This is a genomic window from Streptomyces sp. NPDC021224 (assembly GCF_044332905.1).
In the GTDB taxonomy this organism is placed as follows: Bacteria; Actinomycetota; Actinomycetes; order Streptomycetales; family Streptomycetaceae; genus Actinacidiphila.
In genome coordinates, this window is sequence record NZ_JBIRPW010000007.1 from 186584 (window position 1) to 199882 (window position 13299).

Here is a 13299-nt window from a genome sequence, read left to right on the forward strand (position 1 = left end):
ACTGCGAACGCCGGGCGCTGTCAATGCGATGGGCCCGGCAGGTACGGACCAGTGGTCCGGCCGCGATCCGGCGCCGTGCGCGTTCTCGCGGGGACCGCCGTCGTAGGGTGGGCGCGAACCGGAGGCCCGACGGCGAGGGAGCCATCGATGACGCGGTATCTGATCTCGTTCGACGACGGTGCGATGGACGGCATCACCGAGGAGGAGCTGCCCGCGGTGTCCGAGGCCACGCACGCGGTGGTGCGCGAGGCGCAGGCCGCCGGGGTGTGGGTCTTCGGCGGCGGGCTGCTGAGGCAGCGGGCGAGCGTGGTGGCCACCGACGGTACGGTCGCGGACGGCCCCTTCCCGGAGACCAAGGCCGTCCTCGGCGGCTTCTCCGTCATCGACGTGCCCTCGCGCGAGGAGGCCCTGCGGTGGGCCGCCGGGTTCGCCGCCTCGTGCCGCTGCGCGCAGGAGGTCCGGGAGATCATGGACGACCCGGACGTCTGACGGGAGGCGGACGGCGGCCGTGCAGGGTGCCGTCCGGCGGGAGTTCGGCGGCGGTCAGGATCGAGCGGACGGGCCCGAGGGCCGCGTGCCCGGCGGGTGGGAGCTGGTCGACGACGACACTGCACCCGGCCCACCCCGCGCCGCACCCGGCGGCGAGCGCACGGACGGCGGCGGCCTGGCTGCCCGTCTCGATCCAGTCGTCGACCAGCAGCACCCGGTCGCCGGGGGCGAGCGCGGCGCGCTGGAGGCGCAGGACGTGCTGCCGGCCCCGGTAGTCCGGGGCCGTGCGGCGCTCGGCCTTCGGCCCCGGAAAGAGCGCCTCGCCCTTGCGGACGGCCACGAACCCGACGCCCAGCGCCACCGCGGCCGCCCCGCCGAGCAGGAAGCCGCGCGACTCGACCCCGCACACCGCGGTGACCCCGGCGTCGCGGAAGGGCTCGACGAGGGCGCCGACGACCGCGCCGAGCGCGGCGGCGTCCCGGAAGACGGCCCAGACGTCGGCGTGCCCGCCGCTCCACGCGAACTGCCGCGTCACGAGGTCGCGCGCGCTGTCGGTCACGCCCCGCAGTCTCGGCCCCGCCCGTCCCCCCGCTCAACCGGATATCGGAAGCCCCGGCGGGGCGGGGCGTGGCAGGATGCGGCGCCATGGCGGACGGCGGAACACAGGACGGAACGGACGACGCGGCGGACGACGCCGCGCACGGCGGCGCAGGCGGCGGGGCGAGCGGCGCGCACAGTGCCGCACGCGGCGGGGCCCTCGCCGCGGCGGACGGTGCCACTCACGACCGCGCGGACAGCGGTGCGCACGGCGCGGCGGACGGCGGTGCGCACGGCGGGGGCTTCCGGGCGGGGCAGACCGCGCTCGTCGTGCGGGTGCCGGAGGCGGATCCGGCGGTGGGCGGGTGGCGGGAGCGCTACGATCCCTCGGCCCGCGCCGGGGTGCCCGCCCACGTCACGGTGCTCGTGCCCTTCCTCGACGAGAGCCGCCTCGACCGCGCGACCCGCGCCGACCTCGCGGCGCTCCTCGCCGGCCGGCCCGCCTTCGACGTGGCGTTCCGTCGCTGCGACCGCTTCCCCGGCGTGCTGTACCTCGTTCCCGAGCCGGACGGGCCGCTGGCCGAGCTGACCGTGGCGGTCGCCGCGCGCTGGCCGGAAGCGCCCCCGTACGGCGGGCGGTTCGCCGGTGTCGTCCCGCACCTGACGGTCGCCGACGGCCAGGACGACGCGGTCCTGGCGGACGTCGAGGCCGCGCTCGCCGCCCGGCTGCCCGTCGCCTCGCGCGTCCGCGCGGTGGACCTGATGGCCTTCGACGGCACGCGCTGGCACCTGCGGGAGTCGTTCCCGCTCGGCCGCTGAACCGGCGGTCCGTCAGCCCAGCAGTTCCAGCAGCCGGGCCGCCTGCCGGTCGGCGGTGCCGGGCGGGTTGCGGGGGTCGTCCGGATCGTCCTGGGCGAGCAGGAAGAGCCAGACCAGGGCGAGCAGGCGGCGGCAGGCGCGCAGCCGTACGGTCTCGGCGGGGGTGAGGTCCAGCCGGGCGAGCAGCGCGGGGACGTCCAGCGGGCGGCCGGACCAGGCGCTCACGTGCTCGGTGATCTCGGCGAGTTCGAAGGCGCGGTCGCTGCGGCCGGACTCCTCGAAGTCCACGACGCGGATCCGGGCGCCGTCCCAGAGGTAGTTGGCGAGGTTGCCGTCGCCGGGACCGAGGACGGCGGGCGCGCCCGCCAGGTCGCCGTCGTCCGGCGCCGAGCGGGCGAGCCAGCGCAGCCCGGCGTCTGCGGCCTGCCGTACCGCGCCGCCCGTACGCGGCCGGACCCGCGCCGCCCAGCGGTCGAGGTGCGGCCGCAGCGCGCTCGGCCGGCCGGGGCGCGGCGGCAGCGCGCCCAGGGCTTCGGGCGGCAGGGCGCGGTGCAGCGCGGTCAGGGCGGCGGCGAGGGCGTCGAGCTGCCGCGGCCCGAGTGCGGTGTCCCGCAGCGGGGTGCCGGGCAGCCGGGACATCACCACGACGGGCCGCTCCGCGGTGAGTTCCGCGGCGAGGGGTTCGGGCGCGAGTCCGGGCGCGTACGCCGACAGCAGCGTGAGCGCCCGCCATTCGCGTTCGGCGCGCCCCTCGCCCCCGGGCAGGAAGCGCTTGGTCACGCGGTCCCCCGCGACCTCGACGGCGTGGGTGCTCCAGCGGCCGGACGTCACCGGCGGACGTCCGGCCCGCCGCCGGACTCCGCGGGCGGGCGGCCGTCCTCCAGGTCCACGGTGATCCCGGTGCGGCGGGCGGCCAGGGCGGCGCGGACGCGGCGCAGGAGCAGTCCGCCGAGATGGTCGGGCAGGGCCTCGGGCGCGACGAAGCGGTGGTCGGTCAGCTCGTCGGCGGGGAGGCGGACGGCCGCCTGCTGGGCGTCCGTCAGCCGGCCGCCGTCGAAGACGTACATCACGCCGGGCCCGGGGCGGTCGCCCGCCGGGGGCACGAAGTCGACGCACAGCAGGCGTCCGGGCTCCACGTCGAGGCCGATCTCCTCGCGTGCCTCGCGGCGCGCCGCGGCGCGGGGTGTCTCACCGGCCTCCATGGCCCCGCCGGGGATCACCCAGCGCGGCTCGCAGGCGGGTTTGACCAGCAGCACCTCCCCCGCCGCGTTGCCGAGCAGCAGCGCGGCGCCGACGGAGACCGGCGGGCGGGACGCGTAGGGGGCTTCGGGGCTCAGGGGGTGCGGGGCGGGCTGCGGCATGCAGTTGAGGGTACGTCAGCGGGCGGGCGCCCCGAGCAGTCGTACGGCGTCGGCGGCGGGCGGGGAGAGGTCGGCCTCGCGCAGCCCGGTCAGCGGGATCCAGGCGGCCGCGTCCGTGGTGCCGTCGGTCTCGGTCACGGTCGGCGGTTTGCCGCCGAGCTCCACGGCGTAGAAGAGGGCGGTCAGGTGCCAGTCCACGCCGAGTCTGCTCGCCGCGTAGGTGCGGGCGTCGAGCAGCCGGGCGGTGGTGAGGTCCAGGCCCGTCTCCTCGTGCAGTTCGCGGGTGAGGGCCTCGACGGGCTGCTCGCCGGGGTCGATGCCGCCGCCGGGGAGGTGCCACAGGCCGGGGGCGAAGACGGGCGAGGTGGCGGCGAGGCGGGCCAGCAGCAGGTGGCCGTCGCGCGGCGCGACGGCGTAGGCGGAGACCCGGGTGCGTACGCTCATGCTCGCGCCCCGAGGGCGGTGTTTCTCGGTCGGCCGGTCATGGCGCAGAAGCGTAACCGGGGGCGGGGTTGCCACAGCTGGCGGGGGCGAGAGCTGCGGCGTGTTCGGCGCCACCCGGGAGTCCGGCCCGGTAAATGCGGGCACCTCCGCGGGGTACTCCGAGGTCATCGGCCTCGTCGTCGAGGCGCCCGGGTGGGGTGGTGACAGGCCCTCACCAGGAGGTCCTGACGCACGCGGCACCGCGACGGCCGGACGGCGACGACGTGCCCGCACCTCGTCCGGGGCGCGGCAGCCGCTCAGGGCATCCGCACGGCCAGCAGCGCGATGTCGTCGTCCGCGTCGGCGCCCATGCCGCGCAGCAGCTGCCCGACGAAGGCCTCCACCGGTTCTCCGGCGCGGGAGGCGGCCTCGCGGCGCAGCCGGGTCATGCCGCGGTCGAGCACCTCGCCGCGCCGCTCGACGAGGCCGTCGGTGTAGAGCAGCAGGGTGGAGCCCGCGGGGAGCGCGGTCCGGTGCTCGGTGCGCGCGATCTCGACGCTGACGCCGAGCGGCAGCCCGCCGGAGGCGTCGAGGTGGCGGCTGTCGCCGTCGGCGGTCACCAGCAGCGGCGGCGGGTGCCCGGCCCGCGACCACTCGACCTCCCACGATCCGCCCGCTTCCCCCTTGAGCAGGGCGTACACGCAGGTGGCGGTGGTGCCCGGGTGCAGGGTGTGGCTCGCGCGGTCGAGCCGGGAGAGGATCTTCCCGGCCGGTTCCTGCCGGTCGCAGGCCACGCCGCGCAGCATGTTGCGCAGCTGGCTCATCATGACCGTGGCCTGGAGGTCGTGCCCGGTGACGTCGCCGATGATCAGCGCGATGTCGCCCTGCGGCAGCACGAAGCAGTCGTACCAGTCGCCGCCGACCTCGGCGGTCGTCTGCGAGGGCTGGTAGCCCGCGGCGATGCGCAGCGGGGCGATGCCGGGCAGCGGCGGCAGCAGCGAGCGCTGGAGCCGCTCGGCGATGCGCTGGGTCTCGCGGTGCAGCCGGTAGTTGTCCAGGCTCAGCCCGATGCGGTGGGCCAGGTCCTCCACCAGCGACAGGTGCTCGGGCCGGAACTGCTCCCGCCCGGCGCTCCGCCCGAGCATGAGCACCCCCAGCACCTCCTTGCGCACCAGCAGCGGCGCGGCCAGCAGCGTCTCGGTGTCGAAGCGGTCGTACGGCGCCGGTTCGCGCTCCTGCGCCCCGCCGGGCTCCCCGGAGGACGGGAATTCCGCCCGCGGCACCAGCAGCGGCCCCTCGCCGTGCAGCGCCCTGGCGAGCGGGCCGCGGCCCGAGGGCACCACGACGGGCAGCGCGTAGGAGGAGTCGCCGACGCCCGCGTCGGCGAGCCCGGCCGGGTCGCGGTGCACCACCGCGACCTCGCGGACCTTTCCGTCGTCGACCGCGTGCACGGCGCACCAGTCCCCCAGCTGCGGCACCAGCGTGCGGGCCACCCGGCGCATCCCGGCGTCCGCGTCCAGCGTGCTGGCCAGCGCCGTGGTGGCCGCGGACAGCAGCGCCAGCCGGTCGAGCGCGTCCTTGAGGGCCCGGCCCGTCTCGTCGTCCATGTCCAGCACCTGCTCCCGTGCCGTCCGGCACCGGCCTGCGCCTACCCCGGGCGGGCCGGTCGAAGCGCCGCCGCGTACGGGCCTCGGTCCGGCCCGCGGCGGTGCGGTCAGTGCGCGGCCGGCGGCGGGGTGCGCAGCCGTACCTGCAGTTCGCCGTCCCGGACCCGGGTGTCGAAGACGGGCTGGGGGGCGGTGGCCGGGCCGGCGGCGTTCCAGCCGTCGGCCAGCCGGAAGGCGCTGCCGTGCCAGGGGCAGCGCAGGCAGCCGTCCTCGACGCGCCCCTGCGACAGCGGGCCCCCGTCGTGGCTGCACAGGTCGGCGAGCGCGGCGCAGGAGCCGTCGGCGCCCCGGACCACGGCGAGTGCGACGTCGCCCACCGTCCGCTGGACGGGGCGCCCGTGCGGCAGGTCGTCGACGCGGCCCACCGTGTGCCAGCCGGGCGGCACACGGCGGGCCACGGCCTCGGCGTGGTTGGCGCCGGACGCCTGGCGGTAGGCCATGTGGCCGCCCGCGGCCGCGGCGACGCCCACCGAGCACAGCCCGGCGAACGCGTAAGCGCGCCCGCGGACGGGGTGGCCGGACAGCCGCGCGGTGAGCGAGGCGGCGTACCAGGCGACGGCGGCGCAGTTCAGCGTGGCGTGCAGCAGCCCGACCCGGGCCTGCTCGGGTTCCAGCTCGGCCCAGTCGACGAGTCCGGCCGCGGCGGCGGGCGCCGCGCCGCACAGTCCCACGGCGACGAGCAGCCCGGCGGCCCGGCCCCTGCCGGGCATCCAGTCCAGCAGCGCGGCGGATGTCCACGCGCCGACCGGCAGCTCCACCATGACGGGGTGCAGGGGGTGGCCCAGCCACCGGCCGTGCAGGGCGTCCCGGCCGCCACCGAGCGGGACGGACCGCACGGCCCGCCGCAGCAGCTCCGCGGGGGCGTCCAGCGCCTCGGCCCGCTCGACACGGCCCATCAGCGCGAGGACCCGCCCGGGTCCCTGCGGATCCGGCAGCGCCCGGCGGAGCAGCTCCGCCGCCCGTCCGGTCTTTCCTCGCTTCACCCGCGGTCACCTCTTCCCGGTTGTCCGTCCGACCGTCGCACACCACCGCCGCGGCGGCCCGTCCACCGCCGCCGCCCGGAGGAAGGGCCGGTGGGGCGGGCGCCCGGAAGGACGGCACCGCGGAGGTATTCACAAATGGCCGCGCCGCTTCTCGTCCTGTCGCGGGCCGTGGCCCTCTCCGGGTTCGGCTCCGGGCCGGAGGTCGCGTGGTGGATCGCCGCCGTGGTCCTCGTCGTCCTGCTGCGCGGTTCCGCCGTCCGGGCGGCGGAGGGCGGGGCACGCCGTCGCCGGTACCGCTGGCGACCTTCGGCGAAAGCCCCGCGGTCCCGTCACCGGACGGGACGCCGTGGGGCCTTCCCGCGCCCGCGGGCGGTCCGGGGCCGCGCGGCGCGGGGTTCGGCGCGCCGCTCGCGCGGCTCGTCCGAGCGCGGGCCGCCCTGCCCCGCGAGGTCGGGAGTGCCCACCCGCGGCGGGAGGTCGGGGGTCATGTGGGTGTCGTCGGAGCTGTCCACTGCCGCCTCCTCGCCGTTCACCGGTCCCGGCGGCCGGGCCGCGCGGGAGTGCGGGAGGGGGCGGTGGTGTCGGGGGTCTCCTCGTGAGTGGTGCCGGGCATACGGGGTCTCCTCCGTGGTCGTGGGTTCGCGGTTCTCATGGGTCGTGGGCTGTCGGGGTCCCGCCCGTGCGCGCGCCCGGGCAGCGGGCGCTGCCCGTGGACCGCCGCTCATCCGCCCGCCAGTCCGCGCTGGGCGCGGCTGAGCAGGGTGTTCACCGGGGGCAGCGACAGGGCCGCGCGGGCGGCGTTGGCGCCGGGGGCGCCGTGCACCGCGCCGCCGGGGTGGGCGGAGGACGAGGCCAGGAAGAGGCCGCGTACGGGTGTCTCCGGGCGGCCGAGGCCTGGGACGGGGCGGAAGACCAGTTGCTGGTGGAGCGCGGTGGTGCCGCCGTTGACCGCGCCGCCCTGGAGGGCCGCGTCCCGTTCCTGGAGGGTGGGGGGCGCGAGGATGCGCCGGGCGCGGACGAGGGCGCGAAAGCCCGGTGCGTAGCGTTCGACGTGGCGCTCGAGCCGGTCGGCCATGGCGTTGCGCTCGCGCTCGTCCCAGCTGCCGGTGAGGCCGTCGCCGCCCGCGTCGCCCGCGACGGTCTGCGGGACGTGCGTGTAGGCCCAGGCGGATTCGGTCCCGGCCGGGGAGCGGGTCGGGTCGGCGGTGGTCATCTGGCCGAAGAGGGCGAAGGGGTGGTCCGGTACCCGGCGGGTGGCCAGGTGCGCCGCGAAGCGCGTCAGGTCGTCCACGCCGTCGGCCAGGTGCAGTGTCCCGGCGCCGTGTGCGGGCGGGGCCGTCCAGGGCACCGGCCCGTCGAGCGCCCAGTCCACCTTGAAGGTGGAGAAGTCCCACTGGAAGGTCCGCAGCTGCCGCAGCAGCCCGGCGGGCAGGTCCGCGGGCCGCAGCATGCCCCCGTACAGCAGCGGCGCCGGGACGGCGGCCAGCACCGCGCGGCGGGCGGGCACCTCCTCGCCGCTCGCCGTCCGCACCGCGACCGCGCGGCCGGAGCGCACCACGACCTCGGCGACACGCTCGCCGCAGCGCACCGAGCCGCCGTGCCGCTCCAGCCGCCCGGCCAGCGCGGTGGCGAGCACGCCCGCGCCGCCCACGGGCACGGGGAAGCCGACATCCTGGCCGAGCATCGACATCAGCCACCCGAAGGCGCCGCTGGCCGCGCTCTCCGGGGCGAGGTCGGCGTGCAGGGCGTTGCCCGCGAGCAGCAGCCGGCCGCCTTCGCCCGAGAACTGTTCCTCGGCCAGCCGGCGGGCGGGCAGCAGCATCATCCGTGCGAAGCGCAGGCCGTCCGCCGCCCGCAGCCGCGCCGCCAGCCGGGCGCCGGCCCGCAGCGGCGGGAAGGGGGTGAACAGCGAGTCCAGCAGGCTGCCGCCGACGCGCTGCCACAGCGCGTACCACTCGTGCCAGGCCGCGCCGTCGCCCGCCGCGAAGGAGTCGACGCTCCCGGCCGTGGCGTCCGGGTCGCGGGAGAGGACCGCGCAGCGGCCGTCGGGGAGCGGGTGGGCGAGGGCAGCGGGCGCGTGGCTCCAGCGCAGCCCCTCCTTCTCCAGCTCCAGCGCGTGCAGGACGGGCGAGGCGGCGGCCATGGGGTAGAAGGCGCTGAAGACGTCGGTCACGAAGTCGGGGTCCACGGCCCGGTCGCTGCGGACGGCGCCGCCCGGCTCGTCCTGCGCCTCCAGGACCTCGACGCTCCATCCCGCGTCGGCGAGCACGTTCGCGGCGACCAGGCCGTTGGGACCGGCGCCGACGACGACGGCGTCAGCCACGGCGGTCACCGGCCCGGGCCGGTGCGCCGCCGCTCCGGTCCTCGACGACCTGTGCGAGGCGGGCCAGCATGCGGCGGTGCCGCCAGTGCAGGATCGCGTCCACGGCCGCGTTGTGCGCGCTGCCGGCGAAACCGGTCAGCGGGTGCTCGTCCACGATGACCAGGCTGTCCTTCCCCCACGGGCGGACCTCGATGTCGACGCGGGCGGTGCCCAGCGCGCCGCTGTCGATCTCCAGCGCGAGCCGGGAGGGCCGGTGCTGCTCGCGTACCACCGTGCTGCCGCTCAGCGACCAGGGGCCGAGCCTGACGTCGTACTCCAGGCTCGCGCCCTCCTGCGGCCAGTCGCCGCTGCCGCCGTGCGACTCGGACGTCCCGGCGACCCAGTCGGAGTAGGCGTCGCGGTCGGCGAGCACCTTCCACACGTCCTCACGGGGGCGTCTGACGAGCTGGTGGCGTACGGCCATGTCCGGCCTCCTGGGGTGCGGGGCGGGCGGCCGTCTTCCGCGGTCGCGCTCGGGTGTCCCACAAAGGCGCATTTCCGCCTATTTCGCCGCAAAACACCATGGCGCAGCCCGTTTCGCGGTGGACATTCAGGGCACCCGCAACGGTGGCCGCCCGATTCCGGGAACGTCCCGGTGCGGCCGGAGAGCGCGAGGCAGGGACGCCGGAAAGACACCCGAAGGGAAGGTGCAGACGTATGCGCGCCACCGTGTGGCACGGCAAGCGGGACGTCCGGGTGGAGCACGTCCCCGATCCACGGATCGAGGAGGACACCGACGCCGTCATCCGCATCACCTCGTCCGGGCTGTGCGGATCGGACCTGCACCTGTACGAGGTGCTGACGCCGTTCATGACACCCGGCGACATCCTCGGGCACGAGCCCATGGGCATCGTGGAGGAGACCGGCCCGGCGGTCGGCAACCTCAAACCCGGCGACCGTGTCGTCATCCCCTTCCAGATCGCCTGCGGCACGTGCTGGATGTGCTCGCGCGGCCTGTTCACCCAGTGCGAGACCACCCAGGTCACCGAGCAGGGCATGGGCGCGCGGCTGTTCGGCTACACCAAGCTGTACGGGGCGGTACCCGGCGCCCAGGCGGAGTACCTGCGCGTCCCGCAGGCCCAGTTCGGCCCCGTCAAGGTGCCGCACGGCCCGGACGACGACCGCTTCGTCTACCTCTCGGACGTGCTGCCGACCGCGTGGCAGGCGGTGCAGTACGCCGACGTGCCGAAGGGCGGCAGCGTCGCGGTGCTGGGCCTCGGCCCGATCGGGGCGATGTCCTGCCGGATCGCGAAGCACCTGGGCGCCGGCACGGTCATCGGCGTCGATCTGGTTCCCGAGCGGCTGGAGCGCGCCCGTGCGGACGGCGCGACCGTCCTCGACCTGCGCGAGTACGACTCGCGCGACGAGCTGACCGACGCCGTCAAGGACCTCACCGACGGGCGCGGCCCGGACGCGGTCGTGGACGCGGTCGGCACCGAGGCGCACGGCAGCCAGGCCGCCCGCCTCGCCCAGACCGCGGCGGGCATGCTCCCGTCGGCGTGGGCGGAGAAGCTCATGCAGGTCGCCGGAATCGACCGGATGGCCGCGCTGGACCTGGCCATCGCCCTGGTGCGGCGCGGCGGGACGATCTCGGTCAGCGGCGTCTACGGCGGCGCGGCCGACCCGATGCCGCTGCTGACCATGTTCGACAAGCAGGTCCAGCTGCGCATGGGGCAGGCCAACGTCCGCCGCTGGACGGACGACATCCTGCCGCTGCTCACCGACGACGACCCGCTGGGCGTGGACGGCTTCGCCACGCACCACGTGCCGCTGGACGAGGCGCCGGACGCCTACGCCACCTTCCAGAAGAAGGAGGACGGCGCCATCAAGATGCTCTTCCGGCCGTGACCGGAAGCGGATCCGCCGTGCGCGCGGATTGGACTTGCGAGGGAGGCGGATTTCCGTGATCACAGCAGTGCGGCAGACCACTGAGCTGGCGTCGTCGAGCATCACCGCGTGGGCGGTGGTCTTCGGCATCGTCATCGTCGGCGTGCTGATGCTCGCGTTCTGGTGGGGCGCCCGTGCTCTCCAGCGCCGGCGCGGCCCCGTACGCGAGCCACAGCCGCGGTCGGGGTCGTGGCACGAGCCGCAGGAGGGCGAGACCCACCATTCGGCCCGAGCGGCCCGCGCCCGCGACGACGACCGGGACTGACGCCCGCCGCGCGCCAGGGTCTGTCGTTTGGATCTCCGTGGAGGAAGGAGCGGGGTCCGGTGCTCCCCCAGGGCTTCGCCTGGGAGGTACCCCCAGCTGCAAGGCGGAGGAGGGAGGCAACGCGGTGGGGGTCCCCCCATGGCGAAGCCTCTGGGGGAGTTATCGACCGACGACAACGCTGGGGGCACCTCCCGCCGAAGGCAGGGGGAAGATGTGCGTGCCGGGGCACGCGACGCCGCGGAGATCCAAACGACAGACCCTAGTCCGCCGCCGCACCTCGTGGTGCGGCGGCGGACTTGCGCGGGCGGCGCTGTCAGCGGCCGACGGCGCGGCGCAGCTCCTCCTTGTTCATCTGCGAGCGGCCCTCGACGTTCTTCTTCCTCGCCTCTTCGTAGAGCTGGTCGCGGGTCGGCCCCTGCGCGCCGCTGTGCGAACGCTGCCCGCCCCGCTGCGAGGCGGACTTGGGGTCGCCGGTCGAGGTCCGGCTCGCCGAGCGCGCCTCGCCCGAGCGGGCCCGCTCCTTGTTGACGGTGCGGGCCGCGATCTCCTTCGCCCGCCCGGCGGACTCACCGCGCTTTTGCGCGCTGTCCTTGATGTGCTCGTACTGCCGTTCCCGTTTGCTGCTGGATCCCGCGGGCATGGTGCGGCTCCTCTCGTGTCCTGGGACGGGCGGCGCGGTCGGCCGGAGCCCCTGTCCCCCACCGCTCCCTGTCCGCCGACTACCCGATGCGGAAGGGCGCATTCACCCCGCTGCGGCGGGGTGCGGATAGCCGCGGGCAGTACGGGTACGCGCCCGGTGAGCGAGCCGGGAGGAGGCTGCCGTCATGGCCGCGAAGGACAGACTGGCCGAATACCACCGCCGCCGCGACTTCGGGCGGACCCGCGAGCCCGAGGGGCGCGGCCGCCCCGGCGCGGACGGCGGCGAGGCGTCCTTCGTGGTGCAGATCCACGACGCCACCTCACTGCACTTCGACTTCCGGCTGGAGGCCGACGGCGTGCTGAAGTCCTGGGCGGTGCCGAAGGGGCCGTCGGACGACCCGCACGACAAACGGCTCGCGATGCCCACCGAGGACCACCCGCTGGACTACCGCGGCTTCGAGGGCGCCATCACGGCGGGCGAGTACGGCGCAGGCACGGTCATCGTGTGGGACGAGGGCACGTACGAGAACGCCACCGAGGACCGCCGCGGCCGCCCGGTGCCCCTCGCCGAGGGCGTGGAGCGCGGCCATGTGTCCTTCCGGCTCGCGGGCCACAAGCTGCACGGCGGCTGGTCGCTGACCCGTATCCGCGGCTCCGGCGACGACGGCGGGCGCGAGGCGTGGCTGCTCGTCAAGCGCGCCGACGCGCAGGCCGGGCGGCACGCCACGCCCGACCCGCGGCGCGCCCGGTCCGCGCTCAGCGGCCGCACGCTGGGGCAGATGCGCGCGGCGGCCGACGCGGGCGAGGCGGCGACCTGGGAGAGCGACCGGTCCGGCGACGGCGGGCACGGGTCGTGAGCCCGCGGCTGCTGGACCGGCTGGACGAGCGGGAGCGCGGCATGCTGCGGCCCGCCGGTCCGGACCCGGGCGCCCCGATGCTGGCCCAGCTCAGCGATGTGCGGGACTTCGGCGAGGGCTGGATCTTCGAGCGCAAGCTGGACGGCATCCGCATGCTGGCCTCGCGCGACCGCGAAGGACGGGTGGAGCTGTGGTCCCGCACCGGGCAGCGGCTGAACGCCACCTACCCGGAGGCCGTCGAGGCGCTCGCGGGCCAGGCCTGCCAGGACTTCGTCGTGGACGGCGAGATCGTGGCGCTGCACCGCGGCCGTACGGACTTCGCCCTGCTCCAGCAGCGCAGCGGCCTCACCGCCCCGGCCGCCGTGCGGGCCAGCCCCGTCACCGTCACCTACTACCTCTTCGACCTGCTGCGGCTCGGCGGCGTGGACACCACCGGGCTGCCGCAGCGGGCCCGCAAGGCGCTGCTGCGCGACGCGCTGGACTTCCGGGCGCCGCTGCGCTTCACCCCGCACCGCAACCACGGCGGCCGGGAGCTGCTGGACCAGGCGTGCGGCTGGGGCTGGGAGGGCCTGATCGCCAAGCGCGCCTCGGCGCCGTACGCGCACCGGCGGTCGCCGAACTGGCTCAAGCTCAAGTGCGCCGCGGGCCAGGAGCTGGTGGTAGGCGGCTTCACCGAACCGGCGGGCGCCCGGACCGGCTTCGGCGCCCTGCTGGTCGGCTACCACGAGGGCGGGCGGCTGCGGTACGCGGGCAAGGTCGGCACCGGCTACGACACGCGGACGCTGCGCGCGCTGCGGGAGCGGCTGGACGCGCTGGAGACCGGCCGTTCGCCCTTCGCCGACCCGGTCCGCGAGCGCACCGCGCACTGGGCGCGCCCGGAGCTGGTCGCACAGGTCGCCTTCACCGAGTGGACCCGCGACGGCCGGCTGCGCCACCCGCGCTTCCTCGGCCTGCGGGAGGACAAGCGGCCCGCCGACGTGGTCCGCGAGAAACCGCCGGGGAGGCGCTGA

General features: G+C 76.4%; 16 protein-coding genes. 6 read left to right on the forward strand and 10 right to left on the reverse strand.

Features of this window, described 5'->3' with window-relative positions:
- The first annotated feature begins 147 nt into the window (after positions 1 to 147).
- Positions 148 to 489, forward strand: coding sequence for a YciI family protein (locus ACH4PY_RS19565; protein ID WP_398183920.1), 342 nt, complete (start codon positions 148 to 150; stop codon positions 487 to 489).
- On the opposite strand, the gene ACH4PY_RS19570 is transcribed toward ACH4PY_RS19565, so the two are convergent.
- Entirely contained in the window at positions 467 to 1048 is a 582-nt protein-coding gene (locus ACH4PY_RS19570) for a phosphoribosyltransferase (RefSeq protein ID WP_398183923.1), read from the reverse strand. The two genes, ACH4PY_RS19565 and ACH4PY_RS19570, sit on opposite strands and share 23 nt — an antisense overlap.
- Before the next feature lie 86 nt (positions 1049 to 1134).
- On the opposite strand from ACH4PY_RS19570, the gene ACH4PY_RS19575 reads away from it, so the two are divergent.
- Complete coding sequence (locus ACH4PY_RS19575) at positions 1135 to 1845, forward strand: 2'-5' RNA ligase family protein (RefSeq protein ID WP_398183926.1); 711 nt, start codon at positions 1135 to 1137, stop codon at positions 1843 to 1845.
- A gap of 12 nt (positions 1846 to 1857) precedes the next feature.
- On the opposite strand, the gene ACH4PY_RS19580 is transcribed toward ACH4PY_RS19575, so the two are convergent.
- The 8 genes from ACH4PY_RS19580 to ACH4PY_RS19615 form a co-directional block, all read right to left on the reverse strand.
- Positions 1858 to 2676, reverse strand: coding sequence for a phosphotransferase family protein (locus tag ACH4PY_RS19580; RefSeq protein WP_398183929.1), 819 nt, complete (start codon positions 2674 to 2676; stop codon positions 1858 to 1860).
- The gene (locus ACH4PY_RS19585; protein WP_398183932.1) at positions 2673 to 3206 is read right to left on the reverse strand and encodes an NUDIX domain-containing protein; all 534 of its coding nucleotides are present in this window, start codon (positions 3204 to 3206) and stop codon (positions 2673 to 2675) included. The genes ACH4PY_RS19580 and ACH4PY_RS19585 overlap by 4 nt, the downstream gene beginning before the upstream one ends.
- Positions 3207 to 3221: 15 nt before the next feature.
- Complete coding sequence (locus ACH4PY_RS19590; protein WP_398183935.1) at positions 3222 to 3650, reverse strand: NUDIX hydrolase; 429 nt, start codon at positions 3648 to 3650, stop codon at positions 3222 to 3224.
- 296 nt (positions 3651 to 3946) lie between these two features.
- Positions 3947 to 5236: a PP2C family protein-serine/threonine phosphatase gene (locus ACH4PY_RS19595; protein WP_398183938.1), complete on the reverse strand. Its 1290-nt coding sequence runs from the start codon at positions 5234 to 5236 to the stop codon at positions 3947 to 3949.
- 107 nt (positions 5237 to 5343) lie between these two features.
- Entirely contained in the window at positions 5344 to 6279 is a 936-nt protein-coding gene (locus ACH4PY_RS19600) for a Rieske 2Fe-2S domain-containing protein (RefSeq protein WP_398183941.1), read from the reverse strand.
- A 329-nt stretch (positions 6280 to 6608) separates the two neighbouring features.
- On the reverse strand, positions 6609 to 6791 hold the full coding sequence (locus tag ACH4PY_RS19605) for a hypothetical protein (RefSeq protein WP_398183944.1): 183 nt from the start codon (positions 6789 to 6791) through the stop codon (positions 6609 to 6611).
- A 209-nt stretch (positions 6792 to 7000) separates the two neighbouring features.
- Positions 7001 to 8602, reverse strand: a complete 1602-nt coding sequence (locus ACH4PY_RS19610) for a phytoene desaturase family protein (protein WP_398183947.1) — start codon at positions 8600 to 8602, stop codon at positions 7001 to 7003.
- Complete coding sequence (locus tag ACH4PY_RS19615) at positions 8595 to 9065, reverse strand: SRPBCC family protein (RefSeq protein WP_398183950.1); 471 nt, start codon at positions 9063 to 9065, stop codon at positions 8595 to 8597. The genes ACH4PY_RS19610 and ACH4PY_RS19615 overlap by 8 nt, the downstream gene beginning before the upstream one ends.
- Before the next feature lie 233 nt (positions 9066 to 9298).
- On the opposite strand from ACH4PY_RS19615, the gene ACH4PY_RS19620 reads away from it, so the two are divergent.
- A complete protein-coding gene (locus ACH4PY_RS19620) occupies positions 9299 to 10489 on the forward strand; it encodes a zinc-dependent alcohol dehydrogenase (protein WP_398183953.1) in 1191 nt (396 codons plus the stop codon).
- 55 nt (positions 10490 to 10544) lie between these two features.
- Positions 10545 to 10793, forward strand: coding sequence for a DUF6479 family protein (locus tag ACH4PY_RS19625; RefSeq protein WP_398183958.1), 249 nt, complete (start codon positions 10545 to 10547; stop codon positions 10791 to 10793).
- Positions 10794 to 11106: 313 nt separating this feature from the next.
- Here the strand turns inward: ACH4PY_RS19625 and ACH4PY_RS19630 are convergent, their stop codons facing one another.
- The gene (locus ACH4PY_RS19630) at positions 11107 to 11433 is read right to left on the reverse strand and encodes a plasmid stabilization protein (protein WP_398183961.1); all 327 of its coding nucleotides are present in this window, start codon (positions 11431 to 11433) and stop codon (positions 11107 to 11109) included.
- 184 nt (positions 11434 to 11617) lie between these two features.
- Here ACH4PY_RS19630 and ACH4PY_RS19635 point away from each other — a divergent pair, with 184 nt between their 5' ends.
- Positions 11618 to 12289, forward strand: a complete 672-nt coding sequence (locus ACH4PY_RS19635; protein WP_398183964.1) for a DNA polymerase ligase N-terminal domain-containing protein — start codon at positions 11618 to 11620, stop codon at positions 12287 to 12289.
- Positions 12290 to 12330: 41 nt separating this feature from the next.
- Positions 12331 to 13299, forward strand: coding sequence for a non-homologous end-joining DNA ligase (gene ligD / locus ACH4PY_RS19640; protein WP_398184652.1), 969 nt, complete (start codon positions 12331 to 12333; stop codon positions 13297 to 13299).

Coding starts and splice junctions, on each gene's coding strand:
- ACH4PY_RS19595 (WP_398183938.1), bottom strand. CDS start 5,236: ATGGACGACGAGACGGGCCGGGCCCTCAAGGACGCGCTCGACCGGCTG.
- ACH4PY_RS19630 (WP_398183961.1), bottom strand. CDS start 11,433: ATGCCCGCGGGATCCAGCAGCAAACGGGAACGGCAGTACGAGCACATC.
- ACH4PY_RS19590 (WP_398183935.1), bottom strand. CDS start 3,650: ATGAGCGTACGCACCCGGGTCTCCGCCTACGCCGTCGCGCCGCGCGAC.
- ACH4PY_RS19565 (WP_398183920.1), top strand. CDS start 148: ATGACGCGGTATCTGATCTCGTTCGACGACGGTGCGATGGACGGCATC.
- ACH4PY_RS19575 (WP_398183926.1), top strand. CDS start 1,135: ATGGCGGACGGCGGAACACAGGACGGAACGGACGACGCGGCGGACGAC.
- ACH4PY_RS19620 (WP_398183953.1), top strand. CDS start 9,299: ATGCGCGCCACCGTGTGGCACGGCAAGCGGGACGTCCGGGTGGAGCAC.
- ACH4PY_RS19635 (WP_398183964.1), top strand. CDS start 11,618: ATGGCCGCGAAGGACAGACTGGCCGAATACCACCGCCGCCGCGACTTC.
- ligD (WP_398184652.1), top strand. CDS start 12,331: ATGCTGCGGCCCGCCGGTCCGGACCCGGGCGCCCCGATGCTGGCCCAG.
- ACH4PY_RS19615 (WP_398183950.1), bottom strand. CDS start 9,065: ATGGCCGTACGCCACCAGCTCGTCAGACGCCCCCGTGAGGACGTGTGG.
- ACH4PY_RS19585 (WP_398183932.1), bottom strand. CDS start 3,206: ATGCCGCAGCCCGCCCCGCACCCCCTGAGCCCCGAAGCCCCCTACGCG.